Raw genomic sequence first — 25246 nt, forward strand, 5'->3', positions numbered from 1 at the left:
AGAGGATCGGACAGCCCTCTAGTTTAGCGTGAGTCGCGGGTTTTGCCTAGAGCTTGGCCAGGAAGGCCTCGTCGGCCTTGCTGAGTCGGCCGGCCGCGCGGGCCGCCTCGATCAACTCGGGCCGCCGCGCCGCCGTGAGCGCCAACGCCTGCTCGCGACGCCAGCGCCGGATGTCGGCATGGTGGCCGGACAGCAGCACGGCAGGCACCTCGCGGCCATCGGCCAGCACTTCGGGGCGGCTGTAGTGCGGGCAGTCCAGCAGGCCGTCCGAAAAGCTGTCCTGCTGATGGGACTGGGCGTCGCCCAGCACGCCGTCCTGCAGGCGCGCGACGGCATCAAGCAGGGTCAGCGCGGGCAGCTCGCCGCCCGACAGCACGAAGTCGCCCAGGCTGAGCTCCAGCGTGACATGGCGGTCCAGCACGCGCTGGTCGATGCCTTCGTAGCGGCCGCACAGCAGGATGGCACCGGGGCCGGTGGCCAACGCCTGCACGCGGGGCTGATCGATGCGGGCGCCGGTCGGCGTGAAATGGATGACGGCGGGCTCCGCCTCGTCGCGGTCCGCCTTGACGGCCGCGAGTGCCTTTTCCAGCGGCTCGGCCAGCATGACCATGCCGGGGCCGCCACCGAAGGTGCGGTCGTCGACGCGCCGGTAGTTGCCCTCGGCAAAGTCCCGCAGCGGCCAGAGGCGCACGTCGACCTGTCGGCTCTCGAAGGCGCGCCGCGTGACGCCGTGCGTCAGGTGCGGCGCGAACAGCTCCGGGAAGATCGTCAGGACGTCGAAGCGCACGTCAGTAGTCCACGCCCCAGTCGACACGGATCTGCTTGGCTTCCAGGCTCACGTCAACGATGAAAGCCTCGACGAAGGGGATCAAGCGCTCCTGGTCCGGCTTGGCGGGCTCTTCCACGCCGGGCGGCAGGATGCGCAACACCGCGTGCGGGCCGGTGTCGATGAGCCCGATGACACGGCCCAGCGCCTGCGACTCGCGGTTGATGACTTCCAGGCCGATCAGGTCGACCCAGTAGTACTCACCGTCCGAGGTGCGGGGGAAGTCGCTGCGGGGCACAAAGATCTCGTGGCCGCGCAAGGCTTCGGCGGCGTTGCGGTCATCCACGCCCTCGGCCGTGGCGACGATGCCCTCGCCCTGCTCGCGCACCGAGCGCACGGCCAGCACCAGTTGCGATGGCTTGGGGCCCGTCGACTTCAGGTACCAGGTCTTGGCGCTGAACAGCGCGCCCGCGTCGACCGAATAAGCCTGCACCTTCAGGCCACCCTTGATGCCCCAGGCGTCCAGGATGCGGCCGACCGGCTGCAGATCCTCAGGCCAGGAAGCAAAAGACGGCGCCGAAGCGCCGTCTTTTTGAGGCTTGTTGCCAACCACGAAAGTCAGGCGGCAACCGCAGCCGTCTTCGCGTCACCCACCAGGCGGGCAACCGTGGGCGACAGCTGGGCGCCGACGCCGAGCCAGTAGCTCACGCGGTCCTGCTCGACGCGCAGCTTTTCAGCGGCGCCGGAGGCGACGGGGTTGTAGAAGCCGACGCGCTCGATGAAGCGACCGTCACGGCGCTGGCGGCTGTTGGCGACGACGATGTTGTAGAAGGGACGCTTCTTGGAACCGCCGCGGGCAAGACGAATGACAACCATGATGTTTCCTAAACTGATGACGTGATGATGAATTTGGCGATCACCGCACCAGGAGACACTCAGGGCGAGCAGATCGTTCGCGGTGAGTTTCCGCCGGTGTTGCCACCGTCACTGGCGCCGTAGATACGCTGCGGCTCCCCACTGCCGGCACCAGAACTCAGCATTATAAACTCGATCGCAATCAATTTCAGACAAGATATGTCTCAGACTTCTCACGCCGCCCCTTTGCGCATCCGCCCCAGCACCGACGCCGACCTGCCAGCCATCCAGGCCATCTATGCCCAGGCCGTGCTGCACGGCACCGGCACCTTCGAGACCGAGGTGCCCGGCGTCGACGAGATGGGCCGCCGCCGCCAAGAGGTGCTGGGTCGCGACCTGCCCTGGCTGGTGGCGGAGCGTGACGGCCAGGTGCTGGGCTATGCCTACGCCAACTACTTCCGCCCTCGCCTCGCCTACCGCTTCTGCGTCGAAGACTCCATCTACCTCTCGCCCGCTGCCCAGGGCCAGGGCGTGGGCCGCTTGCTGCTGGCCGAACTGATGGCCCGCTGCGAGGCCGCTGGCGCGCGCCAGATGCTGGCTGTCATCGGAGACGCGGCCAATGCCGGCTCCGTTGGCGTGCACACGGCGCTGGGCTTCGAGCACACCGGCGTGTTGAAGAGTGCCGGCTGGAAGTTCGATCGCTGGCTGGACGTCGTGCTGATGCAACGCACATTGGGCCTGGGCGACAGCGCTGCGGCCGCCGAATGAGCGGAGCCGTCAAGCACAAAGCCGTCGCGACCTGGCTGGCGCTCCTCGTCGGCGTCTTCGGCCTGCACCGCTTCTACCTGCACGGGCTCAAGGATCGCTGGGCCTGGACCTTCCCACTGCCAACCCTGCTCGGGCTGATGGGTTTGCAGCGCATGGACACACTCGGCCAGGACGACCGCCTGGCCTGGCTGCTGCTGCCGCTGCTGGGCCTCAGCGTCGTCGCCGCCCTGCTGGGCGGCATCGTCTACGGCCTGATGCCGGATGAGCGCTGGAATGCACGCTTCAACGCCGGGCAGCCGGCCTCGACGGGCGGCTGGGCAGCCATCATCGGCGTCGTGCTGTGCCTGTTCATCGGCGGCACGGCGCTGATGGCAACCATTGCCTTCAGCGCCCAGCGCTATTTCGAATCGCAGACCGGTCAGTAGATCGCGAAACTGATCCAGTAGCAGACGCCGGCCATCAGCGCCGCAGCCGGGATCGTGAAGATCCATGCCCAGACGATGCTGCCGGCCACACCCCAGCGCACGGCCGAGGCGCGCTGCACCGAGCCCACGCCAACAATAGCGCCGGTGATGGTGTGCGTCGTCGACACCGGGATGCCCAAGGACGTGGCGACGAACAGCGTGATCGCCCCGCCCGTCTCGGCACAGAACCCGCCCACAGGCTTGAGCTTGGTGATGCGCTGACCCATGGTCTGCACGATGCGCCAACCACCGAACATCGTGCCCAGGCCGATCGCGATGTAACAGGCGACGATGACCCAGCTCGGCGGCGCCTTGTCGCCCACGTTGACCATGCCGGCCGCGATCAGCAGCATCCAGATCAGGCCGATGGTCTTCTGCGCGTCGTTGCCGCCGTGGCCCAGGCTGTAGAGGCCGGCGGACACGAGCTGTAGCCGGCGGAACCAGCGGTCGATGCGTATCGGCGACTTGTGACGGCAGATCCAGGCAACGAGCACCATCATCAGCGAGCCGAGCAGATAGCCCAGCAGCGGCGACACGATGATGAAGGCCACGGTCTTCCAGATGCCCGCGCCCACCAGCGCCTGCGGACCGGCCTTGGCGACGACGGCACCAACGATGCCGCCAATCAGCGCATGCGACGAGCTCGACGGGATGCCCCACCACCAGGTGATGAAGTTCCAGGCGATGGCACCGATCAGCGCGCCGAAGATGACGTGGTGATCGACGATGCCCGGCTCGACGATGCCCTTGCCGATGGTGGCCGCCACATTGAGCTGGAAGATGGCAATGGCGACGACGTTGAAGAAGGCGGCGAACAGCACGGCCTGCTGGGGTTTGAGCACGCCGGTAGAAACGACGGTGGCGATGGAGTTGGCCGCGTCGTGGAAACCGTTCATGAAGTCGAACAGCAGCGCCAGCACGACGAGCAGGGCCACCACCCAGAAGGCGATCTCAGCGGATGCCATGCCTGATCAGGAGTTCTCGAGGACGATGCCCTCGATCAGGTTGGCCACGTCTTCGCAGCGGTCGGAGATGGATTCGAGCTGTTCGTAGATCGCCTTGAGCTTGATGAGTTCGCGCACGTCCTCCTGCTCGCGGAACAGGCGCGACATCGCCGAGCGCATGACGCGATCGGCGTCGGACTCCAGGCGGTCGATCTCCTCGCAGGTCTTCAGTGCCGCCTCGGTCGTGGCGGGCTTGCTCAGGTGGGGCAGCAGAGTCACGGCATGCTGCACACGTTCGCAGCAGCGCACGCTGAGTGTGGCCAGTTGCAGCACTTGTTCAGGCACGGCTCGCACGTCGTACAGCGACAGCGTCTCGGACGAGTCCTGCAACAGATCGAGGATGTCGTCCATCGCGTTGATCAGGCCGTGGATCTGCTCACGGTCGATGGGGGTAATGAAGGTGCGATGCAGCAGCCGGTTGACTTCGGCCGTGACGCGGTCGGCGGCATGTTCGGCCTTGTCGACCTCGTCCGCGTACTGCTGACGCAAGGTCGGGTCGGCATAGTTCTCGATCATCTTCAGGAAGGCGCGCGCACCCTCTGCGATGAAACCACCGTGCTCATTGAAAAGCTCAAAAAAATTGCCCTCACGGGGCAGCAGCTTGCCAAATAGCATGGCCATCCTTGGATTCTTGAAGGCGCGCAGTTTAGCGGGCGCCGTCACGGAACCGTCATCAAGCAGACCGGAAGATGAAGTAGACGGCACCCATCAGGCACAGGCCTGCCCAGAGGAAATCCAGCTTCATCGGCTCGCCCATGTAGTACACACTGAAGGGCACGAAGACGGCCAGCGTGATGACCTCCTGCGTGATCTTGAGCTGCGCCAGGCTGAAGCCGGCGCCGTGGCCGATGCGGTTGGCCGGCACCTGCAGCAGGTACTCGAACAGCGCGATGCCCCAGCTGATGAGGGCGGCGATCCACCAGGGCTTGGTCGCCAGGCCGTTGAGGTGGCCGTACCAGGCGAAGGTCATGAAGACGTTGGACAGCAGCAGCAGCCCCACGGTCTGCCAGCCGGCGAGGGTCGAGAACATCGTTTTATCTCCGGGTCAGAGGGACAGCGGGCCGAGCCGCTCGATGCGCTGGGCCTGCCAGCCCTCGCCTGCCGCGAGATGGGCCAGCTGCGGTGCGATCTCCAGCAGCGGGCGCAGCACGAAGGCACGTTCGCCCAGGCGGGGATGGGGCAGTGTCAGCCGCGGGGTGTCGAGTACCAGCTCGTCATAGAGCAGCAGGTCAAGGTCCAGCGTGCGCGGCGCATTGCGGTAGGGGCGCTCCCGGCCATGGGCCAGTTCGATCACCTGCAGCGCGTCCAGCAGTTCAATGGGGGCAAGCGCCGTGTCCAGCGCCACGACGGCGTTCAGAAAGTCCGGGCCGCCGGCATCCACCGGTGCGCTGCGCCAGACGCTGGACAGTGCGGTGACCTGGGTGCCGGGCAGCACCGCAAGCCGCAGCGCTGCCTGCGTCAACGTGGCAGAGAGATTGGCGCCGAGGTTGGCGCCCAGTCCGACGTAGGCGCGTGCGTTCACTCGGCTGCAGGTGCGGGCGCCGCGGTGCCCTCCCCGCCGCCGGGCTTGCGGCGGCGACGGCGGCGCTTCTTGGCAGGTGCATCGGCCGCGACGGGCTCGGCGTCCTCGCCGGCAGGCGCCTCAGGGCGCGGCGCACGCACGACGCGCGGCTGCTTTTGCTGGGTGGTGCGAGCGTCGGCCAACAGGGCCTGGCGGTCGTCGTCGCTGCCCAGAGCAAAGTCTTCCCACCAGTCGGCCAGGGCTGGATCGATCTCGCCGACGTCGGCGCGCAGGCGCAGGAAGTCGAAACCGGCGCGGTAGCGCGGCTGCTCGATGAGGCTGAACACGCCCGAGCCGCTGCGGCGCTCGAAACGGGTCTGCATCATCCAGATCTCGCGCATGTCCCCGGCCAGCTTGCCGCGGCCGGAGATGTCGCCGATGCGGGCGTCGAAGACAGCGTCGATGGCCTGGGCCAGCGCGGGCACGGCCGGCTCACCGCCATCGCGGATCTTGGTCCAGCGGTCCAGCACTTCATGCCAGAGCATGCAGGCCAGCATGAAGCTGGGGCTGACGCCGCGGCCTTCCTGCACGCGGCGGTCGGTGTCCTCGAAGGCCAGGCGCACGAAGTTGCCGCGGATGCCTTCGTGCAGGTCACCGGTCTGGGTCAGCATCGCGTCCAGCACGGCGAACACGCCGCGCGAAAGGCCGAGCTTCTTCAGCTGCGCGATGCTGGCCAGCGAATGGCCGGTCTGCAGCAGCTTGATCATTTCGTCGAACAGGCGCGAGGCCGGCACGTTGGCCAGCAGCGCGGACGAAGCCTTCACCGGCGCCAGGGTCTTGGGCTCCAGCGTGAAGCCCAGCTTGGCGGCGAAGCGCACAGCGCGAATGATGCGGACCGGGTCTTCGCGGTAGCGGGTCTCGGGGTCGCCGATCATGCGCAGCAGCTTGGCGCGCGCATCGGCCAGGCCGTTGTGATAGTCCACCACCAGTTGGCGCTGCGGGTCGTAGTACATCGCGTTGACCGTGTAGTCGCGGCGGGCGGCATCCTCGATCTGCGGGCCCCAGACGTTGTCGCGCAGCACACGGCCGCTGGCGTCCACGGCGTGGGACTTGCCTTCGAGCTCGCTCTTGGACGTCTTCTCGTTGCCTGCGACGGCTTCGGCGGCATCGGATTCGGTCGGCAGCGCACGGAAGGTCGAGACCTCGATCACCTCGTGCTCGCGGCCACGGCCGTAGACGACATGCACGATGCGAAAGCGCCGGCCGATGATGAAGGCGCGGCGGAACAGCCCCTTGACCTGCTCGGGCGTCGCGTTGGTGGCGACGTCGAAGTCCTTGGGGCGCACACCCAGCAGCAGGTCGCGCACGGCGCCGCCGACGATGTAGGCCTCGAAGCCGGCATCGGTCAGCGTCTTGACGACCTTGACGGCACGCTCGTCGAGGAGATCGGGGTTGATGCCGTGGACGTCAGCGGTGATCTCGACGCGCTTGCCGAGCGGGCTGGTCTTCTTGGGTGCCGCGGGGGCGTTGCCGAACAATTTGTCGATGAACTTCTTGATCATGCGAAGAGGTGCAACTGGGGCCAGCCGCGCGCACTGGCGATGCTGGCGAGCGACGGGCTGGGATTGGTCGCCACAGGGTGGCTGACCCGTTCAAGCAGGGGCAAGTCGTTGGTCGAGTCGCTGTAGAAGGTTACGCGCTCAAAATCGGGCCATTGTGCCCCCAGGCCTCGCAACCAGTCTTCAACGCGCGCTATCTTGCCCTCGCGGAAGCTCGGAATGCCGTCGATCTCGCCGCTGTAGCGTTGCTCGGCATCGCGCTTCAGGTCAACGGCGATCAGGTGCTCGACACCAAAGGCCTGGGCGATGGGCTCGGTGACGAAGACATTGGTGGCGGTGACGATGGCCATCAGGTCGCCGGCCGCACGGTGCTGCTCGACGAGCGCAATGGCCTCGGGCCGCAGCGCCGGGCGCATGACTTCGGCCATGAAGCGCTCGCGCATCGCCAGCGCCTCGGCCAGCGGGCGGCTGCGCCACGCCGAGGTCGCGAAATCGATGTAGGCCGGTAGGTCCAGCGTGCCGGCGTTGTACTGGGCAAAGAACTCATCGTTCTTCGCACCCCAGACCGCGCCGTCCACCCAGCCCACGTCGACCATGAAGCCTCCAAAGGCGTGGTCGGAATCCATCGGGATCAGCGTCCCATCCAGGTCAAACAGCGTCAGATTCATAAAATGGGGTCAGAGTCTATTTTCTCGTCAGCCAGCATGGCCTTCAGCAGAGGCAGCGTCAGCGCTCGTTTGCTGGCCAGCGCGAATTCGTCCAGGCGCTCGAGCAGAGCCATCAGGCCCTTGAGGTTGCGCTCGAAGCGTGTCAGCAGATAGGACAGCACCTCGTCGCCGAGCAGCAGGCCGCGGCGGTCGGCCTCGCGACGCAGCACGGCGCGCACCTCGGCATCACGCAGCGGCTCCAGCGCAAAGCTGGGGCCCCAGCCGAGCCGGGTGCGCAGATCCTCGCGCACAAGCAGATCCACGGCAGGCGCATCTGCCGATGCGACCACCGTGTAGCCCTGCCCTGCCGACGCGACGAAAAGCGCGAAGGCCGCGTGCTGCTGCCCGGCATCGAAGCGCTGGCAGTCGTCCAGCAGCAGCAGGCTCTCGTGGGCGGGCAACTCCCAGGGCAAGGCGGTGTCGGCGTCGTACCAGGCCACGCGCTGGCCGGCAGCCTGCCAACGCTCGGCCAGGCCCTGCAGCAGATGGGTCTTGCCGGAGCCAGTTGACCCCCACAGCAGCGTGGGCGGGTCGCCGGGCATCAGGGCCGTCAGATAGGCCAGCGCTTCGGCATTCGCACCGGGCAGGAAGTTGTCAAAGCTGTGCGCAGGCGGCGCCAGCAACGCGAGGGGAATCTGCCTCATTCGGTTTTCAGCGGAACAAGGAACTCTCAAGATACGCACGATGCAGGCGGCGCGCCGCAACGGCTGCGACGGCCGACAACGGCAGCGCGATCAGCACGCCGACAAAGCCCAACAGGTGGCCAAACGCCAGCAGCGCAAAGATGACCATCAGCGGGCTCATGCCGATGCGCTCGCCGACGAAACGCGGCGTCAGCACAAAGCCCTCCAGCAACTGGCCGATGCCGAAGACGATGGCGACGGCCACAAAGCCGTAAAGACTGCCGAACTGCAGCAGGCCGGCCAGCAACGCCAGCAGCAAGCCCACGCCGAAGCCCAGATAGGGGATGAACACGGCCAACCCGGTGAAGACGCCGATGGGCAGCGCCAGGTCGAAGCGCGCAAGCGCAAGGCCGACGCTGTAGAAGACGGCGAGGAAGCCCATGACGAGCAACTGGCCGCGCAGATACTGGCCCAGCGTCGCGTCGCATTCCTCCAGGAAGCTGCCGACCGAATCGCGCGCCGCCGGCGGCACCAGCGCATGCACGCGCCCGACAAGGCTGGGCCAGTCGTTCAGCAGATAGAAGAGCACGACGGGCAGCAGCACCGCATTGCCGACGACGGCGAGCAGGAAGCTGCCACCGATGCGGGCCGAGCTCAGCGCCGTCGCAAGCCATTCCTCGAAATTGGCGTCCAGATACTTCAGCACGAAGGCCTTGATGCTGGCCGGGTCGAGCTGCATGTTGATGCCGTACTGGGCCAACCAGGGCGAGAGCTTGTCGTTGGCCAGCTTGGCCAGAGCCGGGATCTGCTCGCGCAGCGCCGGCAGCTCCTTGCTGAGGATGGGCAGCACAAGCAGCATCAACGCCAGCAGGGCCAGCGCGAAGAGCAGTTCCACCACCAGCACCGCCAGCGACCGTGGCACACGCCGGTTGACGAGGGCCTGCACCGCTGGCGCCAGCGCATAGGCCAGCACCAGGGCCGCGATGAAGGGCGCCAGCACCGGCGACAGCAGCCACAGCAGCAGGATGAGGGCGAAAGCGACGCCACCCCAGACGAGGGCGGTGCGTTGGTGCTTGCTGAGCTTCATCATGGGTGGCGGGGCGCGAGGGCGCGGATTGTCACTGAAGCGGCGGGGACCGCTGCTCGAGCAGCACGGCCAGCCGGGCGCGCAATTCCGCGGCATCGGGCGCATCGCCTCGCTCGGCGAGATAGAAAGCCAGGTCGTCCGCCGCTGCAGCTGCGGCACCGAGCGCATCGAGCACCAGGCCGCGGTCGCGGCGCTCGGCTGCGTCGTTCGGCAGCAGCACGACGAGGCGCTGCTGCACGGCCAGCAGGCGTGGCCAGTCGCGCGCGGCGCGGTGCACTTCCTTCAGGTTGCGCAGCATGCGGGCGAGGATCTGCCGCTTGGTCGCGCCGCGCAGGAAGAACTCCAGCGGCAACTCCAGGTCGGCCGGCAGCTCGCTGCCATGGCGATAGACGGCCAGCCGCTCGTCCAGCCGGCCAGCCGACAACGACTCGCCCGTGAAAGGATCGATGACGACCTCGCCCAGGCCGATGCGGCACTTGACGAGGAAATGGCCCGGGAATGCCACGCCGGCAGCCCGCAAGCCCGCCTGCTCGGCCAGCTCCAGCAGCAGCACGGCCAGCGTGATCGGAATGCCGCGCCGCGTCTCGAGCACGCGGTGGACGAAGCTGTTCTCGGCCGCGTAGTAGTTGTTCAGATTGCCGGCAAACCCAAGCTCGCCGTGGAAGAAGCGCGTCAGCTGGCGCAGCCGCTCGGCGGGCACAGTCTCAGGTGTGATGCGCTCGCGCAGGCGGCGTGCGAGGCCATCCACCTGGGCCAGCACTGCCTGCACGTCGAGCCGGGGGTGTTCGTCCTGGGCCAGGCTGATGGCGGCTTCGAGCAGGTTGAGGCTCTCGTCCTCCGCCACCAGCGTGGCGAAGTAGTCCAGCGGGGTCGGCGCGGTGTAATTCATCAGCTCGGACGCCCCAGCGCCTTGGGCCGCATGCCAGCCAGGAGAAGCACCGCGAAATAGATGATGGCGCTGCCGCCCAGGCTGGCCGCCATGACGAGCGCGCGCTGGACCTCATGGGCGCCAAGGGCGATCCAGTCGAGCCGTGTGGCCAGTTGCCACTGCAGCAGGCCCATGGCCGTGCAGCCCAGCACCACGCGCAGGCCAAAAGACAGCCAGCCGGGCTCCGGGCGATAGCTGCCCAGCTTCTTCAGCCCCCAGAACAACCAGGTCGCGTTGACCAGGGCGCCCATGCCGATGGAAAGCGCCAGGCCGGCGACGCCGATCCAGGGCACGAAGACGAGGTTGAAGCACTGCGTCAGCACCAGCACAGCGACGGCGATCTTGGCTGGCGTGCCGGTGTCCTGGCGGGCATAGAAGCCCGGCGCCAGCACCTTGATGGCCACCAGGCCCAGCAGGCCCACGCCCCAACCCATCACCGACTGCGCTGTGTGGGTCACGTCGGCCGCGCTGAAGGCGCCGCGGTGGTAGAGCACGGCCGTCAGCGGCTCGGCAAAGACCAGCAGCGCCACGGCGCAGGGCAAGGCCAGCAGCATGACCATGCGCAGGCCCCAGTCGAGCAGGCGGCTGTAACGCTCGCTTTGCCCCGAGGCCTGGGCGGCAGACAGTTGAGGCGTCAGCACCGCACTCAGCGCCACGCCCAGCAGGCCGATGGGGAACTCCATCAGTCGATCGGCGTAGTTCAGCCAGGACGTAGCGCCCTCGGCCAGATGGCTGGAGATCTGCGTGTTGATCATCAACGACAGCTGGGACACACCGACGCCCAGCAGCGCCGGCCCCATGCCCAGGATGACGCGGCCGACACCCGGATTGGCGCGCGCCTCCTGAAACCCGCGCCTGCTCAGGCGCATGTGCGGCATCGCGCCGACGGCCCGCAGCGCCGGCCATTGCGCCAGCAGTTGCAGCACGCCGCCGAGCATGACGCCGATGGCCATGGCGTAGATGCCTGGATAACCGGCCCGCTCCAGCGGCCCGGCAAGCGCCCAGCCAACGGCGATAACGCTCAAATTGAGCAGCACGGGCGTGACCGCCGGCACGACGAAGCGCCGCCAGGTGTTCAGGATGCCGGCCGACAACGCGACCATCGACATGCAGCCGATGTAGGGAAACATGACTCGCGTCATGACGACGGACGCATCAAACGCCTCGGTCGGCAAGCCCGAGCCGAGCAGCCAGACCAGGATCGGCGCCCCGACGACACCGACCACCGATGTCGCCACCAGCGCCCACAGCAGCACGGTCGCGACGGCGTCGATGAGGCGCTGCGTCGCTGCGTCGCCCTCGGTGGCCCGCGTGGCGGCCAGCAGCGGCACGAAGGCCTGGGAGAAGGCGCCCTCGGCGAACAGCCGGCGCAGCAGATTGGGAATCCGGAACGCGACGAGATACGCGTCCGTCATCGCGGTGGCGCCGAACAAGCCGGCCACCATGGTTTCTCGAACAAGGCCTGTGATGCGCGAGGTCAGGGTCAGCAGGGAAATGGTCGACGCAGCACGCAGCAGATTCATGGCGGCGGATTATCTGTGTCGCAGATGGCCCCTCTTTTGAAACTCCGCCCGGATACTTGGCTTTAACCCTGATTCCAGGCTATACTCTCGGTTTTTGCACCAACTGGGTATAGACACAGCATGGCAACCAGCTCCAAAGCCAAGAAGAAGACTGTCCGCCTGGCGTCGGGCCTCAAGCGCGTCCGCCAGGACGCCAAGCTCAACGCCGCCAACACGGCTCTTCGCTCCCAATTCCGCACGGTCGTCAAGAACGTGCAAAAGGCAGTGACCGCGGGCGACAAGTCCAAGGCCGCTGACCTCTTCAAGAATGCCCAAGCCGTGATCGATTCGGTCGCCGACAAGGGCATCTTCCACAAGAACAAGGCTGCTCGCCACAAGAGCCGCCTGTCCGCCAAGATCAAGGCGCTCGCCGCCTGATTACAAATCCAGCTCTGGTGCAAGCAGAAGGCCCGCGAAAGCGGGCCTTCTTGCATTTGAATTGCCTTTTATTGCGGGCCGAGCGCCGGGCCGCCCCCAAGCCGGCCCGCAGGCGATGTGCTTGCGGCTCAACGCCGCAAGCATCGCCGTCCCCTCGGGGGACCGACTAGGGTTGCCCGCGTCCAGCGAGGCGAAACTGGGCGAGGGGCGCTTGTTCTAGTGCCACTCGCCCGGCACCACGCCCTGGATGCTGCGGTCGCGCAGCCACTCGGCAACGGCGCGCGCCACCCATTGCGGGTCGTCCAGCGGCAGATCGTGTCCGGCCTTGGTATGCAGGCGCAGCGGCGCCCCCCAGGCGCGACTGATGGCCTGCGAGCAGCGCCAGTCGACCAGACCGTCGGCCTTGCTGCACAACAGCAGCATCGGCGCGGCCGGCCGTGTGCGGCTTGCGCGGTAGCGCACGCTGGCCAGCAACTGGCGCGCCGTGTTGCGCACCCCGAGCGGGTATTGGCGTTGCAGCTCCACCCAGCGGTCGATGATGGTCTGCGTGGGCGTCAGCCGTGTCGTCAGGCTGAGCACGCGCTCCTCGCGCATGCGAGCGCTGAAACGGCTCAGCGACAGCAGCAGCAAGCCCAGATAGTTCAACGGCCTGGGCTTGCGAAAGAGTTCGCTGAAGGGTCTCAGGCTGGGGTTGATCAACACACCGGCCTCGACCTCGGTGGGATAACGGTTCGCCCAATCGCTCAGCACCGCCCCACCCAGCGACATGCCGACCAGCGAGATCGGCCCGCTGACGCCCTGGCGCTCCAATTCAACGCGACAGGCATCGACGATGGCCGACACCTGCGTGGGGCTGACCTGACGGCGCAGTGCGCCCGTGCCGGGCAAGTCCAGCATCAGAAGCCTCGACGCCGGTTGCAGCGCGCGCAATTCGCGCAGCAGGTGCTCGGGAAAGACGCCCCAATGCCCGCTCGCGCGCGACAAGCCGCGCAGCAACACCCAGATCGGCGTCGGCGTGCGCTCCGCGGGCGGTACGACCGGTGCGGTGGCTCGCGGATCGACCGCCACGGTGGCGGTGCTGGGGTTTATCGGCTCGTTTCCAAACATTACGGGTGAGGATAACGGCGACACGCGCAGGCGCGCCCTGGGACTCTCGCTAGGAGAGCCGAAATCAAGCGCCCGACGTACCAGCCTTGCCGCCCGGGCCATCTGGCAGCAGGCAGGCGTCGGCGACTTGCAGGTTGTTGTCGCGCGCGAAATTCATGACGAAGTCCCAGGCCATCGGTTCGAGGCGCTTGAGCTCCTCATTGACGATCACGCACTTCACGCCGTTGATGACGGTGGGCACGCAGAGCGGCGAGTAGCCGATGTAGGCGCCGATGCCGCCACGCGCGCCACCGGGGCGAAAGCACGACATCGCGCCGGCGAGCCGTTCGGCCCAGTCGCTCGGGCGGAAGGTTTTGCCATCCAGGGTGACACCTTGGATGAAGACTTCGCGCGGCGGGGGGGCAACGGTCATGGACGGGGGGACTTCGCAGTACAGCGGGCACCGCTGCCAAAGTCCGCTATTGTGCCTCGACACCGGCACATCTGCTGCGGCGCAGCATTCGTCACGGTATCGACTCTAGAATCAAAAGTCCCTTTTCCTCAACGCCATCCGGAGACCCGATGAACGCTGTCCCTCCCTCGTCCGAGCCCCATGTCATGCCGACCTATGGCCGCCTGCCCGTTGCGCTTTCGCACGGCCAGGGCTGCTGGGTCTGGGACACGGATGGCCGACGACTGCTGGATGGACTGGGCGGCATCGCGGTCAACACGCTGGGCCACAACCACCCTCGCCTGGTGCCGGCGCTGCAGGATCAGATCTCCAAGCTGATCCACACCAGCAACTACTACCGTGTGCCGCTGCAGGAGCAGCTCGCCGAGAAGCTCTGCGAGCTTTCGGGCCTGGCCAACGTCTTCTTCTGCAATAGCGGACTGGAGGCCAACGAGGCGGCACTGAAGATTGCCCGCAAGTTCGGCCACGACCGCGGCAACCCCTCGCCCGAAGTCCTCGTCTTCGAGGGCGCCTTCCACGGTCGCTCCATCGCCACGTTGTCGGCCACTGCCAACCCGAAGATCCAAGCCGGCTTCGGGCCGCTGGTGCCGGGCTTCGTGCGCGTCCCGCTGAACGATGTCGCCGCCGTCGAGGCCGCCATCGCCGCGCACCCCAACATCACGGCCATCTTCCTGGAAACCATCCAGGGCGAAGGCGGCATCAACCCCGCCCGCATCGAGTTCCTGCAAGCGCTGCGCCGCGTCTGCGACGAGCGCGACCTGCTGCTGATGCTGGACGAGGTGCAGTGCGGCATCGGCCGCACCGGCAAGTGGTTCGCCCACCAATGGGCGGGCATCAAGCCAGACGTCATGCCGCTGGCCAAGGGCCTGGGCTCGGGCGTGCCCATCGGTGCCGTCGTCTGCGGCCCGCGCGCCGCCAGCGTACTGAAGGCTGGCAACCACGGCACCACCTTCGGCGGCAACCCGCTGGCCATGCGCGCCGGCGTCGAGACGCTGAAGATCATGGAAGAGGACAGCCTGCTGGCCAACGCCGAGGCGGTCGGGGCGACGCTGCGCAATGGTCTGGCCGCAGGCCTGGCTGGCGTAGCCGGTGTCGTCGAGATCCGTGGCCAGGGCCTGATGCTGGGCATCGAGCTGGATCGCCCCGCCGGCGTGCTGCTGACCCAGAGCCTGGAAGCAGGCCTCCTGATCAGCATCACGGCCGACCGTGTCGTGCGCCTGCTGCCGCCGCTGATCCTGACGCATGACGAGGCCAACCAGATCACGGCGCTGCTGGTGCCGCTGATCAAGGCCTTCCTCGCTCAGCCCAAACCATGAAGCCGGGGGATGCACTGATGCGCCATTACCTCCAGTTCAAGGATCTGCGGGCCGAGGAGTACGCCCACCTGTTCGACCGCGCCGGCATCATCAAGCGGCGTTTCAAGAACTACGAGAAGTACCAGCCGCTGCAGGACCGCACGCTGGCCATGATCTTCGAGAAGGCCAGCACGCGAACGCGCGTGAGCTTCGAGGCGGGCATGTACCAGATGGGCGGCTCGGTCGTGCACCTGACGACCGGCGACAGCCAGCTGGGCCGTGCCGAGCCGGTGGAGGACTCGGCGCGCGTCATCAGCCGCATGGTCGACATCGTCATGATCCGCACCTTCGAGCAAAGCAAGATCGAGGCGTTCGCGGCGCACTCGCGCGTACCGGTCATCAACGGCCTCACGAACGAATACCACCCCTGCCAGATCCTGGCCGATCTGTTCACCTTCATCGAGAACCGTGGCATGGACCGACGCGGTTCCATCGACATGGACTGCCTGAAGGGCCGCGTGGTGGCCTGGGTGGGTGACGGCAACAACATGGCCAACACCTGGCTGCAGGCGGCCGAGATCCTGGGTTTCACGGTGCACGTCAGCACACCGAGCGGCTACGAGGTCGACCCGGTCGTGGCGGGCATCAAGGACGCCAGTTGCTACAAGGTCTTCAAGGACCCGCGCGAGGCCTGCGAAGGCGCCGATCTGGTCACGACCGATGTCTGGACCAGCATGGGCTACGAGGCCGAGAACGAAGCCCGCAAGACGGCGTTTGCGGACTGGTGCGTGGACACCGAGATGATGGCTCGCGCCAAACCCGACGCGCTGTTCATGCACTGCCTGCCAGCCCACCGCGGCGAAGAGGTGGCGGCGGACGTTATCGACGGGCCGCAGTCGGTGGTCTGGGACGAAGCGGAGAACCGCATGCACGTGCAGAAGGCACTCATGGAGTACCTGCTGCTCGGCCGCATCGGCTGATCGATCCGTCCCACCCAAGAAAAAGCCGGCTCGCAGCCGGCTTTTTTGTGCGCTCGACGATCAGGCGCGACGACGGCGGGCCAGCAGCAGCGCGCCACCGGCCAGCAGCAGCGCGACGCTGCTCGGCTCGGGCACGGCGCTGATGTTGTCCAGTGCGACAACGTTGGCGGCGCCCGTCAGGTCGAAGGACAGCGCGGTGCCGCCGAAGCTCAGCACAGCCTGGTTCCAAGACGTGTAGTCGGCCGAGTTGGCGGTCAGGTTGATGGTGCCCAGCAGCGTGCCGGTGCCGTTCAGGCCCGAGTAGGCCTTGACCGCGAACTGCGCATCGCTCGGCGTCGAGTAGAAGAAGCTCAGGCCGCCGGTCACGCCCGCGGCCACGTTCAGGTAGGCAGCCGTGTTGACGACGCCATCCAGCTGAACCATCGCCACGCCCAGCGGTGACGGTGCACCCGCGTAGTAGTCGCCATTGGCAAGGCTGCCCAGGCCGTCGCCGTTGGAGAAGGCGATCACGTTGCTGAAGCTCACGCCATCGGCGATGTAGCTGTTGTCGACCGCTTGGCCGTAGTCCCAGATCTTTTCAAAGTCGACAGACAGCGGGGCGGCTGCAAAGGCCGGCGAGGCCAGGCCGAGGGCCAGGGCGAGGGTGGCGAGCTTCATCAGGAACTCCAGAGCTAGGGGTTGGGGCGGTCGGGACCGCGGCGTTTCGAGTCGGCTGGAGTTTGGTGGGCAAAGACGACAGCCTCGTGACGTGACGAAGGCAGGCGCGATGACCGGCGCGCGGTTCACGCGGCTGTCATCAGCGGCTGCGATGGTCGGCCACCCTGTCCGACCCGCCCCGTCATGCCCACCCCTTCCCTGCTTCGCCGCCAGTTGCTGATTGCGCTGGGCACCGCCGGCCTGGCCGCCCGCCCAGCGCAGGCCTGCGAGTTCTTCAGCAGCCATCTGCGCATCTGGCACCCGTGGACGCGTGCGACGCGCGTCGATGCCGACAGCGCCAAGCTCTGCATGCGCTTTGACGAAGTGCAGCGCACCGACCGGCTGATCGGCGTCGAGACCCCCGTGGCTGGGGGGGTGCGCCTGGCCGGCCCTGGCGCGCCAACCGCCGTGCAAGACCTGTCCCTGCTGATCCCCCAGGGCCAGGAGCTGACGCTGGCCGAAGACGGCCTGCACATCGAGCTGCTCGACCTGCAGCAGCCGCTGCAGATTGGCCGCAGCTACCCGCTGCGCCTGCTTTTCGAATCTGCCGAACCGGTGAACGTGACGCTCAACGTCGACTACGCCGGCCTGCGCTGACGCACTTACTTTTTTAGCGTCGTCAAGCCGTCACGCCCAGGTCACGACCGCTTCCTAGCATCCGCCCCGTTCACAGACTCCCCCATCCTCCTGGAGCCGCTTCATGACCCATTTCTTCAGCAAGAGCCAGATCGCCCTGGCCGCATTTGCGGCACTCGGCAGCGCTGCTGTCATTGCGCCGACCGCCGCCACCGCTGCCGGCAAGACCGCCGGCAAATATGTGGCCGGTGACTTCCACAACCACACCACCTGCTCGGACGGCGCGATCTCGATGCAGAAGCTGGTCAAGAAGGTCACCGACAAGACCGCTGACTCGCCTTGGGGCCTGGACTGGTTCGTGCAGGCCGGCCACGGCGGCAACGGCAACCGCAATTGCACGCTGGTCGAAGACGCCTCGCTGTCCACGCCCGCCTACCCCTACGTCGCTGGCCAAGGCCCGACGACGACCTGGGCCAACAGCATCGGCGCAGCCAACCTCAAGGGCGTTGGCGGCGGCGTGGGCGGCAACGGCAACATGTGGCGTTGGCAGTCCATCCAGGAGTACCAGTACCCGGTGATCGAGTACCTCGCGGCCTCCAAGAACCTGCCCCTCTTCATCGGCATGGAATCGGTTGTCGCCGGCCACGAGCACAGCTCCATGTCCGTCATCACCGGCCAGATGCCCGCCTCGGTGGACAGCGCCACCATGCCGACGACGCCTGGCTACACGGCACTCGGCAACGCCAATGCGCTGTCGCAATGGTCTTACTGCTTCGACCGTGGTGACACCGACACCAGCCGCGGCAACGTGACCGGCTCGGCCGTCGGCAACAACTGGGACTGCACCAACCCCGCCAGCGCCGACTCCACGTCCAGCACGCTGGGCTGGAGCGCCACCGGCAAGAAGCTCGTGCAGCCCGGCGGCACGGGCACCGGCAACAAGGGCCACCTGAAGACCGTCGAATCGCTGAAGTGGATGGCCAACTTCCACGGCCAAGGCAGCTACTACGTGCCCGCCCACTTGGAGCGCGCCGGCCCGTTCAACGCCGACGGCAACAACGGCTTCAACGTCGAGCACCTGCGCAACTTCAACAACGCCGCGCCCAACGTCGCCTTCGGCTTCGAGTCGCAGCCCGGCCACGGCGCGTCCAGCAACCGCGGTGAGTACCAGGTCAAGCGCAACAGCATCGGCGGCGTGCTGACGGACTCCGTCGGCGGCACGACCTACGGCGGCACCGGCGTCTATGCCGGCCTGGTGGGTGGCGTGTGGGACGCCCTGCTCGGCGAAGGCCGCAACTGGTGGTTCTTCGCCAGCTCCGACTGGCACAACCGCGGCCAGTTCGGCCCGGATGACCGCCGCTCCACGCAAGACTTCTACCCCGGCGAATACCAGCGCACCTACGCCATGGTCCGCAACGGTGCCGACAAGCTGCGCCCGCAAGCCATCGTCGACGGCCTGCGCACCGGCAACGCCTTCTCCTCCTCCGGTCAGCTGATCGACCGCCTGGCCTTCATCGCCTGCACGTCCTACCCCGGCATCGGTGCGCGTACCAACGCCTCCGTCGAGGCCCTGGCTGTTGCCGCTGCCACCAACGGCACCGACATCGACAAGGCCGGCTGCGCCACCATGGGCGAAAAGCTCGCCGCCCGCCCGGGTGCCGAGATCGTCGTTGCCGTCGTGCTGCGTGACCCGGACGGCGCCAACTTCTCGCCCTACACCTTCCCCAACCCGTCGCTGGCCCAGGTCGGCATCACGCAGCCGCTGAACAAGCCGGTGCTGGACCACGTCGACGTGATCCGCGGCCTGGTGACGGGCTACAAGACGCCGGGTGCTGCCGACTACTCGGGCGAATGGCCGCGCAACACCAACTGGCTGAAGGCTGACGGCACGACCACCGGCCTGGCCTCCGTGCCGGCCGCTGCGAAGAACACGACGGCCTCCGTCGTGAAGACCTTCAGCGGCAACGGCGGCACGCCGTGGACCCAGGTGCAGTCGGGCGTGGACAACACCGTCTTCCTGAAGATGAGCTTCCGCATCTCGGCCGTCCAAGCCTCGCAGTACCTGCGCCTGCGCGGCAGCAACCTGCCGGCCGCCGTGCCCTTCGAGACGGATGCAAGCGGCAACCCGTTGGCCGACATCTACACCAACGCCAGCGACACCTCCATGCTGCGCATCCCCTGCAACACGGTCGGCACGACGCTGACGGGCGACGCCATCAACGGCTGCCCCGCCCACCTCGCAACGGTCGGTGGCCAGAAGTACGTGTCCTATGACGTGGCCGCCTGGTCCGACCTCTGGTTCTACAGCAACCCGATCTACGTCGAAGTGGCCAACTCGGTTGCCGTCGCCGGCGTGAAGTAAACCGTCGGAAGGTTCTTCCGACCGTCCACGAGGGCGTCGCGGCAACGCGGCGCCCTTTTTCGTTTCAGCTCCCAAGGAGATTCGCATGAAGACCTGGTTCACCGCCGTGCTGCTCGCTGCCGCCGCCCATGCGCAAGCCGCCACCGTCTGGGACGACGCCGCCGTGGATTTCTCCAATGACGGCCTGGCCCCCACCGCCATCACCGTGGGCCTCGGCCACAACGTCGTGCTGGGCATCACCGGCGACGCTGGCAACGGCATCGACCGCGACTACTTCAGCTTCACCATTCCCCAGGGCGCCGAGCTCGGCGAGCTGTGGCTGCTGCCTACTACCAGCGTCTCCGGCGGCGCTTCCTTCCTCGGCATCCAGGCCGGCCCGCAACTGACCGTGACGCCCAGCGGCGGCGGCATCAGCGCCTTCTACGGTTTCGGCCATTACGACAACAGCCAGGTCGGCACCGACATCCTCGTCGCCCTGGTCGGCCCGGCCAAGGCGCCCATCCCGGCCGGCACCTACTCGGTCTGGGTGCAGGAGACCGGTGGCCCCGCGAGCTACGCGCTGGACTTCGTCATCACCTCGGCCGTACCCGAGCCGGCCACCGCCATCAGCCTGGGGCTGGGCCTGCTCGGTCTCGCTTGTCGTCGTTTTGTCTTGCAGCGTCGCTAGCATCCGCCGCCTGTAGCGCGCCCTTTTAGAGATCCATGTCTGCCCAGCTCCCCCTGAATTCGCACACCCAAGCCCCGCCCCGCCAGCCCCTGCCTGGCTGGACGCGCGAACCGCTGCTGCACTTCCTGCTGCTGGGCGCCGTGCTCTTCGGCGTCGACTACGCCCTCAACCGCGGCACCGGTGAGGCCAACGAGATCCGCATCAGCGCCGAGGTCGACGAAGAAGCGCGCCAGATCTTCAAGGCCAAGCGCGGCCAGGAGCCCAACGCCGAGGAGATGGCCGCGCTGCGCAAGGTGTGGCTGGAAAACGAGGTGCTCTACCGCGAGGGCCTGGCCCTGCAGCTGGACAAGGGCGACACCGCCATCCGCGAGCGCGTCATCTTCAAGGCGCTCAGCGTGGTCGACGGCGGCACCAAGCTGCCCCAGGTCAGCGACAAGCTGCTGCGCGACTGGTTCGGCCAACGCCGCGAGAAGTACGACGAGCCCGCCCGCTTCGACTTCCAGGAAGCCGTGCTCGGCGGCGAGGCCAGTGAAGCCGCCGTGCGCGCCTTTGTCGAAGCACTGAACGCCGGCACGCCCGGTGATGCCAAGGCCGGGCTGCGCGTTTTCAAGGGCCGGCCGCACGGCAACCTGCTGCAAAGCTATGGCGAAGGCTTCGCCAAGGCGCTGGAAGCCGCCACACCCGGCCCGTGGCTGGCGCTGGAATCAAGCGATGGCTGGCGCGCGGTGCGTCTGGATGCCGCCACGCCGGCCAAGCCGGCCAACTTCGAAGTCCTGCGCGGCGTTGTGCTGCAGGACTGGACCGACGCGACGCTGTCCGAACAGCGCAGCGCCGCCGTCGCCGCGCTGGCCAAGAAGTACACCATCAAGATCGAGGCGCCCGCGAAATGAAGCGCTTCCTCCTGTGGCTGGCGCTCGCCTGCGCCGCCCTGCCCTCGTTTGCGCACGAGATGAGCATGGCCGAGATGCAGCTGCGCGAAACCCAGCGCGGCGAGTTCATCTGGCAGTGGATGGCTACCGAGAAACGCCCGGCCGCCCAGGACCTGACACCCATCTGGCCCGAGGCCTGCCAGCTCGACGCCAATGTGCTGCGCTGCGGCGAGCGCGGCCTGGCCGGCACGCTGTCCGTCAAGGGCGTGGGCGAGCGCTACTCGGCCGCTGTAGTCAAGGTCTTCTGGCTGGACGGCCAGACCCGCGTCTACACGCTGACCAAGGGCCAGCCCACCGTGCAGCTGTTCGGCGCCGCCGACGACCCGCGCGGCATGGGCGAGATCGCCAGCGCCTACACGCTGCTGGGCGTCGAACACATCCTGGGCGGCATCGACCACCTGCTCTTCGTCGTCGGCCTGCTCTTCCTCGTCGGCTTTCGCCGCCGGCTGGTGTGGACGATCACGGCCTTCACCGCCGCGCACAGCCTGACGCTGGCGAGCAGCGCCCTGGGCTGGCTGACGCTGCGCTCGGCGCCGGTAGAAGCCAGCATCGCGCTGTCCATCGTGCTGGTGGCCGGCGAAGCGCTGCACAAGCGGGACACCCTCGCAAGGCGCTGGCCGGCCGTCGTCGCCTTCCTGTTCGGCCTGGTGCACGGGCTGGGCTTTGCCGGCGCGCTCAAGGAGATCGGCCTGCCCGAGAACCATCTGCTCGTCGCGCTGCTGACCTTCAACGTCGGCGTGGAGCTGGGGCAGCTGATGACGGTGGGCGTCTGCTGGTGCCTGTGGCGCGTCAGCGCGCGTTGGCCGGCAATGCAGCGGCTGCGCACGGTCTTGCTCTACATGATTGGCGCGATCGCCGCCTATTGGTCTTGGCTGCGCGTGGCGGCTGTCCTGGCATGACCGACGAAGTCATCGGCCTCTTCCCCGTGCCGCTGCTGCGCGCGCCGGGCGTGCTGCCGGCGCCCCTTGTCAACGCGCTGGTCGATCACTTCACCACCCAGGCGCTGCAGGCCAACAACAGCTCCGACGCGCTGTCGCACACGCGCATGCTGCAGCCGGGCGACAGCCTGCTGCTCGTGCAGGCCGCTGCCCTCATCACACCCAAGATCGCCGAGTTCGGCCGGCTGCTGTTCGGCGAGAACCTGGGCTGGGCCATCAAGGAGATGTGGGTCAACGTGCTGGACACCGGCGGGCGGCAAGCCATGCACAACCACGCCAACAGCTTTGCCTCCGGCGTGGTCTACCTGACCGAGACCGACGACTCCGCGCGCACCGTCTTCATGAAGTCGCCCGGCGGGCATGACTTCGCCCTGAAGAACGACCACGCCGGCGTGACGACCGGCCCCTACAACGCCGAGAAGTGGGTCAGCCCCGCGCCGGCACCGGGCGACCTGATCCTGTTCCCGAGCTACCTGATGCACGCCGTGCCGCCGAACGCCGGCGGGCGCCGCATCAGCCTGGCCTTCAACGCCATTCCAACGCGGCTGGAGAGCTGGGGCTACACACTCAGCTTCAACGCTTGAGAGCCCTCGCCCTGTTGCTGATGGCCGCGTCCGGCTTTGCCGGGCTGGGCTATCAGATCGTCTGGACGCAGCAGTTCGGCCTCGTGCTGGGCCATGAATCGGCCGCCGTGCTGGCGGTTGTCGCGGCCTTCTTTGGTGGCTTGTCGCTGGGTGCGCTGCTGCTGGGCCGGCGCATCGAGGCGAGCGACCAGCCGCTGCGCTGGTACGCCGGCTGCGAAGCGCTGATCGGCCTGTGGGGCGCCGTGCTGATGGCCGCCATGCCCACGGCCAGCAGCGCCGCGCTGGCGTTGATCGGGCCGGACGCGTCGCCGCTCTGGCATTGGAGCGTCGCCTTCGGCGCCAGCTTCGCGCTGCTGCTGCCCGCCACCGCCGCCATGGGGGCGACGCTGCCGGCCATGGCGCGGATCGGCACGGCCGGCGTGGCGCCGCTGTACGCCGCCAACACGCTGGGCGCCGTCGCCGGCGTGCTGGCCACGGCCTTCTGGCTGATCCCGGACTGGGGCCTCACGCGCAGCGCCGGGCTGTGCGTTGCCCTCAACCTCGGCTGCGCACTGCTGGCGGGCACTGCGCTGCAGGCTCGCCCCGCGCCCACGCTCGGCCCGCGAACGTCGAGCCGACCACTCACTCTGCTCGCGCTGACCGGCTTGCTGGGCATCGCCTACGAAGTGCTGGCCGTGCGCGTGCTGAGCCAGGTCGCCGAAGACACGGTCTACACCTTCGCGCTGCTGCTGGCCGTCTACCTGGCCGGAAGTGCGCTGGGCGCGGCGGTTTTCGCGCGCTGGCCACGGCTGCGCGGCACACCGCGGCTTCTGCAGGGGCTGGCCTTGAGCATCCTGCTCGGCATGGCCGCGCTGTGGGGCGCAGAGGCCATCAAGGACTGGCTGCAGCCCGAGACGTTCACCGCGGCGCTGGCCACCGAGGCCCTGCTCGCCGTCGCCGTGTTCGCACTGCCGACGCTGCTGATGGGCGCCCTCTTCTGCCAGCTCTGTGCCGACGCGGCCGAGGCCGGCATCCCGTTCAGCCGTGCCCTGGGCGTCAACACGCTCGGCGCCATGCTCGCCGCGCCGCTGTTCGGCGTGGCGCTGGCGCCGGCCCTCGGCCCCAAGCTCGCGCTGCTGCTCGTTGCGGCCGGCTATCTGCTGCTCATGCCGGCCTGGCGCAGCCCCGCCTGGTGGCTGCCCGCCCTGGGCACGGCGGCGCTGGCGCTGTTCGCGCCGCCGCTGGCCTTCATCGACCTGCCCGAGGCGGGGCGCGTACTGAGCTACCGCGACGGCGCCATGGCCGCCGTCAGCGTCGTCGAGGACGCAGACGGCATCGCCCGGCTGCGCATCAACAACCGCCAGCAGGAAGGCAGCAGCGCCACGCTGCATGTCGACGGCCGCCAGGCCCTGCTGCCGCTGCTGCTGCACGAAGCACCGCGCCACGCCCTCTTCCTCGGCGTCGGCTCGGGCATCACGGCCGGTGTCGCCGCGCGGCTGCCGGGCCTGCAGGTGGACGCCGTCGAGCTGCTGCCGGAGGTCATCGAGGCCTCGGCGCTGTTCCGGCCTGCACTCGGCGAAGGGGCGTTGCCACATCTGCATGCGGCCGATGCGCGCCGCTTCGTGCGCACCACCGCGCAGCACTACGACGTCATCGTCTCCGACAACTTCCACCCCGCCCGCAGCGGCTCGGGCGCCCTCTACACGGTCGAGCACTTCCGCGCCGTGGGCGAACGCCTCGCGCCGGCCGGCCTGTTCTGCCAATGGCTGCCGCTGCACCAGCTCGACCTGGACACGCTGCGCAGCATCACGGCCGCCTTCCTGCAGGCCTTTCCCGACGGCACGGCCATCCTGGCCAGCAACAGCCTGGACACGCCCACCGTCGGCCTCGTTGCCCGTGCCGGTGGCACGCGCTTCAAGCCCAGGCAGGCGCCCGAGCTGGCCGCGCAGTTCGGGCTGACCGGCGATTTCGCCGTCCTCGGCAGCTTCATCGCCGACCCGCGCTCACTGCAACGCTTCGCCGCCGGCGCGCCACTGAACACCGACGACCGCCCCTGGGTGGCCTACCGCGCGCCGCGCATCACCTACGCGCCCGACTCCGCGCCGTGCGACCGCCTGCTGGCGCTGCTCGGCCAGCTGGACGTCGACGCCACCGCTCTGCTCGCCCCGCCCGACCTCTCGCTGGCCACACGCCTGACGGCCTACGCCCAGGCCCGCCGCGGCTATCTCGATCTGGGCCGGCGCACGACGCCCAGCGCCGACCCCGCCGTCATGCTGGCCCGCGTGGGGCCGCCGCTGCTGGCCGTTCTGCGCCAGAGCCCCGACTTCCGGCCCGCCGCCGAACCGCTGCGCCGCATCGCGCAAGCCCTGGCCCCGCGCGACCCGGCCACCGCGCAACGTCTGCTGGCATCCCTAGCCGATATCCGCCCCGATCTCGCAGCCCCCTGAAACGGTGTTGGGCCGGCGTCAGTCCTTCGTGGC

At 68.0% G+C, this 25246-nt stretch carries 28 protein-coding genes; 12 read left to right on the top strand and 16 right to left on the bottom strand.

Annotation, left to right across the window (positions count from 1 at the left end):
- Positions 1-46: 46 nt before the first annotated feature.
- Genes trmD through rpsP form a run of 3 tightly spaced genes read right to left on the bottom strand, consistent with a single transcriptional unit; the run spans position 47 to position 1642 of the window.
- Positions 47-787 (bottom strand): tRNA (guanosine(37)-N1)-methyltransferase TrmD, encoded by a 741-nt coding sequence (gene trmD / locus AC07V5_RS26420; protein WP_495118604.1) that lies wholly within the window; start codon positions 785-787, stop codon positions 47-49.
- A gap of 1 nt (position 788) precedes the next feature.
- The gene (gene rimM / locus AC07V5_RS26425) at positions 789-1379 is read right to left on the bottom strand and encodes a ribosome maturation factor RimM (protein WP_495118605.1); all 591 of its coding nucleotides are present in this window, start codon (positions 1377-1379) and stop codon (positions 789-791) included.
- A 5-nt stretch (positions 1380-1384) separates the two neighbouring features.
- On the bottom strand, positions 1385-1642 hold the full coding sequence (gene rpsP / locus AC07V5_RS26430; protein WP_495118606.1) for a 30S ribosomal protein S16: 258 nt from the start codon (positions 1640-1642) through the stop codon (positions 1385-1387).
- 198 nt (positions 1643-1840) lie between these two features.
- Between rpsP and AC07V5_RS26435 the strand changes: the two genes are divergently transcribed.
- Both AC07V5_RS26435 and AC07V5_RS26440 read left to right on the top strand, forming a co-directional pair.
- Entirely contained in the window at positions 1841-2389 is a 549-nt protein-coding gene (locus AC07V5_RS26435) for a GNAT family N-acetyltransferase (protein ID WP_495118607.1), read from the top strand.
- Positions 2386-2814: a TM2 domain-containing protein gene (locus AC07V5_RS26440; protein WP_495118608.1), complete on the top strand. Its 429-nt coding sequence runs from the start codon at positions 2386-2388 to the stop codon at positions 2812-2814. The genes AC07V5_RS26435 and AC07V5_RS26440 overlap by 4 nt, the downstream gene beginning before the upstream one ends.
- Here the strand turns inward: AC07V5_RS26440 and AC07V5_RS26445 are convergent.
- From AC07V5_RS26445 to murJ, 10 genes are read right to left on the bottom strand one after another with little or no spacing between them, the layout of a single operon-like run.
- Positions 2808-3818, bottom strand: a complete 1011-nt coding sequence (locus tag AC07V5_RS26445; RefSeq protein ID WP_495118609.1) for an inorganic phosphate transporter — start codon at positions 3816-3818, stop codon at positions 2808-2810. The two genes, AC07V5_RS26440 and AC07V5_RS26445, sit on opposite strands and share 7 nt — an antisense overlap.
- A gap of 6 nt (positions 3819-3824) precedes the next feature.
- Positions 3825-4472 (bottom strand): DUF47 domain-containing protein, encoded by a 648-nt coding sequence (locus tag AC07V5_RS26450; protein WP_495118797.1) that lies wholly within the window; start codon positions 4470-4472, stop codon positions 3825-3827.
- A gap of 58 nt (positions 4473-4530) precedes the next feature.
- The gene (locus tag AC07V5_RS26455) at positions 4531-4887 is read right to left on the bottom strand and encodes a DMT family protein (RefSeq protein WP_495118610.1); all 357 of its coding nucleotides are present in this window, start codon (positions 4885-4887) and stop codon (positions 4531-4533) included.
- A 15-nt stretch (positions 4888-4902) separates the two neighbouring features.
- Positions 4903-5379, bottom strand: coding sequence for a 2-amino-4-hydroxy-6-hydroxymethyldihydropteridine diphosphokinase (gene folK / locus AC07V5_RS26460; protein ID WP_495118611.1), 477 nt, complete (start codon positions 5377-5379; stop codon positions 4903-4905).
- A complete protein-coding gene (pcnB, locus tag AC07V5_RS26465; protein WP_495118612.1) occupies positions 5376-6920 on the bottom strand; it encodes a polynucleotide adenylyltransferase PcnB in 1545 nt (514 codons plus the stop codon). The genes folK and pcnB overlap by 4 nt, the downstream gene beginning before the upstream one ends.
- Complete coding sequence (locus tag AC07V5_RS26470) at positions 6917-7585, bottom strand: histidinol-phosphatase (protein WP_495118613.1); 669 nt, start codon at positions 7583-7585, stop codon at positions 6917-6919. The genes pcnB and AC07V5_RS26470 overlap by 4 nt, the downstream gene beginning before the upstream one ends.
- A complete protein-coding gene (gene hda, locus AC07V5_RS26475; RefSeq protein ID WP_495118614.1) occupies positions 7582-8268 on the bottom strand; it encodes a DnaA regulatory inactivator Hda in 687 nt (228 codons plus the stop codon). Before hda ends, AC07V5_RS26470 begins: the two co-directional genes overlap by 4 nt.
- Positions 8269-8275: 7 nt before the next feature.
- Positions 8276-9337: an AI-2E family transporter gene (locus AC07V5_RS26480; protein ID WP_495118615.1), complete on the bottom strand. Its 1062-nt coding sequence runs from the start codon at positions 9335-9337 to the stop codon at positions 8276-8278.
- Positions 9338-9365: 28 nt separating this feature from the next.
- Positions 9366-10223 (bottom strand): SirB1 family protein, encoded by an 858-nt coding sequence (locus tag AC07V5_RS26485; protein ID WP_495118616.1) that lies wholly within the window; start codon positions 10221-10223, stop codon positions 9366-9368.
- A complete protein-coding gene (gene murJ / locus AC07V5_RS26490; protein WP_495118617.1) occupies positions 10223-11785 on the bottom strand; it encodes a murein biosynthesis integral membrane protein MurJ in 1563 nt (520 codons plus the stop codon). Before murJ ends, AC07V5_RS26485 begins: the two co-directional genes overlap by 1 nt.
- Positions 11786-11905: 120 nt before the next feature.
- Between murJ and rpsT the strand changes: the two genes are divergently transcribed.
- A complete protein-coding gene (gene rpsT / locus AC07V5_RS26495; protein ID WP_056270726.1) occupies positions 11906-12202 on the top strand; it encodes a 30S ribosomal protein S20 in 297 nt (98 codons plus the stop codon).
- A gap of 216 nt (positions 12203-12418) precedes the next feature.
- On the opposite strand, the gene AC07V5_RS26500 is transcribed toward rpsT, so the two are convergent.
- Both AC07V5_RS26500 and AC07V5_RS26505 read right to left on the bottom strand, forming a co-directional pair.
- The gene (locus AC07V5_RS26500) at positions 12419-13270 is read right to left on the bottom strand and encodes an alpha/beta fold hydrolase (RefSeq protein WP_495118618.1); all 852 of its coding nucleotides are present in this window, start codon (positions 13268-13270) and stop codon (positions 12419-12421) included.
- Between the two features lie 103 nt (positions 13271-13373).
- Positions 13374-13721 (bottom strand): DUF3579 domain-containing protein, encoded by a 348-nt coding sequence (locus tag AC07V5_RS26505; protein WP_495118619.1) that lies wholly within the window; start codon positions 13719-13721, stop codon positions 13374-13376.
- A gap of 149 nt (positions 13722-13870) precedes the next feature.
- On the opposite strand from AC07V5_RS26505, the gene AC07V5_RS26510 reads away from it, so the two are divergent.
- Together AC07V5_RS26510 and argF are read left to right on the top strand one after the other, a co-directional pair.
- On the top strand, positions 13871-15076 hold the full coding sequence (locus AC07V5_RS26510; RefSeq protein WP_495118620.1) for an aspartate aminotransferase family protein: 1206 nt from the start codon (positions 13871-13873) through the stop codon (positions 15074-15076).
- Positions 15073-16035 carry an ornithine carbamoyltransferase gene (gene argF / locus AC07V5_RS26515; RefSeq protein WP_495118621.1) on the top strand — a complete coding sequence of 321 codons (963 nt, stop codon included), beginning with the start codon at positions 15073-15075 and terminating at the stop codon, positions 16033-16035. The genes AC07V5_RS26510 and argF overlap by 4 nt, the downstream gene beginning before the upstream one ends.
- A 60-nt stretch (positions 16036-16095) precedes the next feature.
- On the opposite strand, the gene AC07V5_RS26520 is transcribed toward argF, so the two are convergent.
- Positions 16096-16692: a PEP-CTERM sorting domain-containing protein gene (locus tag AC07V5_RS26520; RefSeq protein ID WP_495118622.1), complete on the bottom strand. Its 597-nt coding sequence runs from the start codon at positions 16690-16692 to the stop codon at positions 16096-16098.
- 183 nt (positions 16693-16875) lie between these two features.
- On the opposite strand from AC07V5_RS26520, the gene AC07V5_RS26525 reads away from it, so the two are divergent.
- The 7 genes from AC07V5_RS26525 to AC07V5_RS26555 all read left to right on the top strand — a co-directional run bounded on the left by AC07V5_RS26525 (position 16876) and on the right by AC07V5_RS26555 (position 25213).
- A complete protein-coding gene (locus AC07V5_RS26525; protein WP_495118623.1) occupies positions 16876-17328 on the top strand; it encodes a copper chaperone PCu(A)C in 453 nt (150 codons plus the stop codon).
- 103 nt (positions 17329-17431) lie between these two features.
- A complete protein-coding gene (locus AC07V5_RS26530; RefSeq protein ID WP_495118801.1) occupies positions 17432-19669 on the top strand; it encodes a hypothetical protein in 2238 nt (745 codons plus the stop codon).
- A gap of 85 nt (positions 19670-19754) precedes the next feature.
- The gene (locus AC07V5_RS26535; protein WP_495118624.1) at positions 19755-20336 is read left to right on the top strand and encodes a PEP-CTERM sorting domain-containing protein; all 582 of its coding nucleotides are present in this window, start codon (positions 19755-19757) and stop codon (positions 20334-20336) included.
- A gap of 35 nt (positions 20337-20371) precedes the next feature.
- The gene (locus AC07V5_RS26540) at positions 20372-21226 is read left to right on the top strand and encodes a peptidyl-prolyl cis-trans isomerase (RefSeq protein ID WP_495118625.1); all 855 of its coding nucleotides are present in this window, start codon (positions 20372-20374) and stop codon (positions 21224-21226) included.
- Positions 21223-22164, top strand: coding sequence for a HupE/UreJ family protein (locus AC07V5_RS26545; RefSeq protein WP_495118626.1), 942 nt, complete (start codon positions 21223-21225; stop codon positions 22162-22164). The genes AC07V5_RS26540 and AC07V5_RS26545 overlap by 4 nt, the downstream gene beginning before the upstream one ends.
- On the top strand, positions 22161-22787 hold the full coding sequence (locus AC07V5_RS26550) for a putative 2OG-Fe(II) oxygenase (protein ID WP_495118627.1): 627 nt from the start codon (positions 22161-22163) through the stop codon (positions 22785-22787). The genes AC07V5_RS26545 and AC07V5_RS26550 overlap by 4 nt, the downstream gene beginning before the upstream one ends.
- Positions 22784-25213 (top strand): spermidine synthase, encoded by a 2430-nt coding sequence (locus AC07V5_RS26555; protein ID WP_495118628.1) that lies wholly within the window; start codon positions 22784-22786, stop codon positions 25211-25213. Before AC07V5_RS26550 ends, AC07V5_RS26555 begins: the two co-directional genes overlap by 4 nt.
- Positions 25214-25246: the final 33 nt, after the last annotated feature.

It is taken from the genome of Roseateles sp. GW821-FHT02E12, from assembly GCF_059421665.1.

Bases quoted from the DNA above. Each gene is read 5' to 3' on its own strand.
- rpsP (WP_495118606.1), bottom strand. From the start codon at position 1,642: ATGGTTGTCATTCGTCTTGCCCGCGGCGGTTCCAAGAAGCGTCCCTTC.
- AC07V5_RS26435 (WP_495118607.1), top strand. From the start codon at position 1,841: ATGTCTCAGACTTCTCACGCCGCCCCTTTGCGCATCCGCCCCAGCACC.
- AC07V5_RS26440 (WP_495118608.1), top strand. From the start codon at position 2,386: ATGAGCGGAGCCGTCAAGCACAAAGCCGTCGCGACCTGGCTGGCGCTC.
- AC07V5_RS26445 (WP_495118609.1), bottom strand. From the start codon at position 3,818: ATGGCATCCGCTGAGATCGCCTTCTGGGTGGTGGCCCTGCTCGTCGTG.
- AC07V5_RS26450 (WP_495118797.1), bottom strand. From the start codon at position 4,472: ATGCTATTTGGCAAGCTGCTGCCCCGTGAGGGCAATTTTTTTGAGCTT.
- AC07V5_RS26455 (WP_495118610.1), bottom strand. From the start codon at position 4,887: ATGTTCTCGACCCTCGCCGGCTGGCAGACCGTGGGGCTGCTGCTGCTG.
- pcnB (WP_495118612.1), bottom strand. From the start codon at position 6,920: ATGATCAAGAAGTTCATCGACAAATTGTTCGGCAACGCCCCCGCGGCA.
- AC07V5_RS26470 (WP_495118613.1), bottom strand. From the start codon at position 7,585: ATGAATCTGACGCTGTTTGACCTGGATGGGACGCTGATCCCGATGGAT.
- hda (WP_495118614.1), bottom strand. From the start codon at position 8,268: ATGAGGCAGATTCCCCTCGCGTTGCTGGCGCCGCCTGCGCACAGCTTT.
- AC07V5_RS26480 (WP_495118615.1), bottom strand. From the start codon at position 9,337: ATGATGAAGCTCAGCAAGCACCAACGCACCGCCCTCGTCTGGGGTGGC.
- AC07V5_RS26485 (WP_495118616.1), bottom strand. From the start codon at position 10,223: ATGAATTACACCGCGCCGACCCCGCTGGACTACTTCGCCACGCTGGTG.
- murJ (WP_495118617.1), bottom strand. From the start codon at position 11,785: ATGAATCTGCTGCGTGCTGCGTCGACCATTTCCCTGCTGACCCTGACC.
- rpsT (WP_056270726.1), top strand. From the start codon at position 11,906: ATGGCAACCAGCTCCAAAGCCAAGAAGAAGACTGTCCGCCTGGCGTCG.
- AC07V5_RS26505 (WP_495118619.1), bottom strand. From the start codon at position 13,721: ATGACCGTTGCCCCCCCGCCGCGCGAAGTCTTCATCCAAGGTGTCACC.
- AC07V5_RS26510 (WP_495118620.1), top strand. From the start codon at position 13,871: ATGAACGCTGTCCCTCCCTCGTCCGAGCCCCATGTCATGCCGACCTAT.
- argF (WP_495118621.1), top strand. From the start codon at position 15,073: ATGAAGCCGGGGGATGCACTGATGCGCCATTACCTCCAGTTCAAGGAT.
- AC07V5_RS26520 (WP_495118622.1), bottom strand. From the start codon at position 16,692: ATGAAGCTCGCCACCCTCGCCCTGGCCCTCGGCCTGGCCTCGCCGGCC.
- AC07V5_RS26525 (WP_495118623.1), top strand. From the start codon at position 16,876: ATGCCCACCCCTTCCCTGCTTCGCCGCCAGTTGCTGATTGCGCTGGGC.
- AC07V5_RS26530 (WP_495118801.1), top strand. From the start codon at position 17,432: ATGACCCATTTCTTCAGCAAGAGCCAGATCGCCCTGGCCGCATTTGCG.
- AC07V5_RS26535 (WP_495118624.1), top strand. From the start codon at position 19,755: ATGAAGACCTGGTTCACCGCCGTGCTGCTCGCTGCCGCCGCCCATGCG.
- AC07V5_RS26540 (WP_495118625.1), top strand. From the start codon at position 20,372: ATGTCTGCCCAGCTCCCCCTGAATTCGCACACCCAAGCCCCGCCCCGC.
- AC07V5_RS26545 (WP_495118626.1), top strand. From the start codon at position 21,223: ATGAAGCGCTTCCTCCTGTGGCTGGCGCTCGCCTGCGCCGCCCTGCCC.
- AC07V5_RS26550 (WP_495118627.1), top strand. From the start codon at position 22,161: ATGACCGACGAAGTCATCGGCCTCTTCCCCGTGCCGCTGCTGCGCGCG.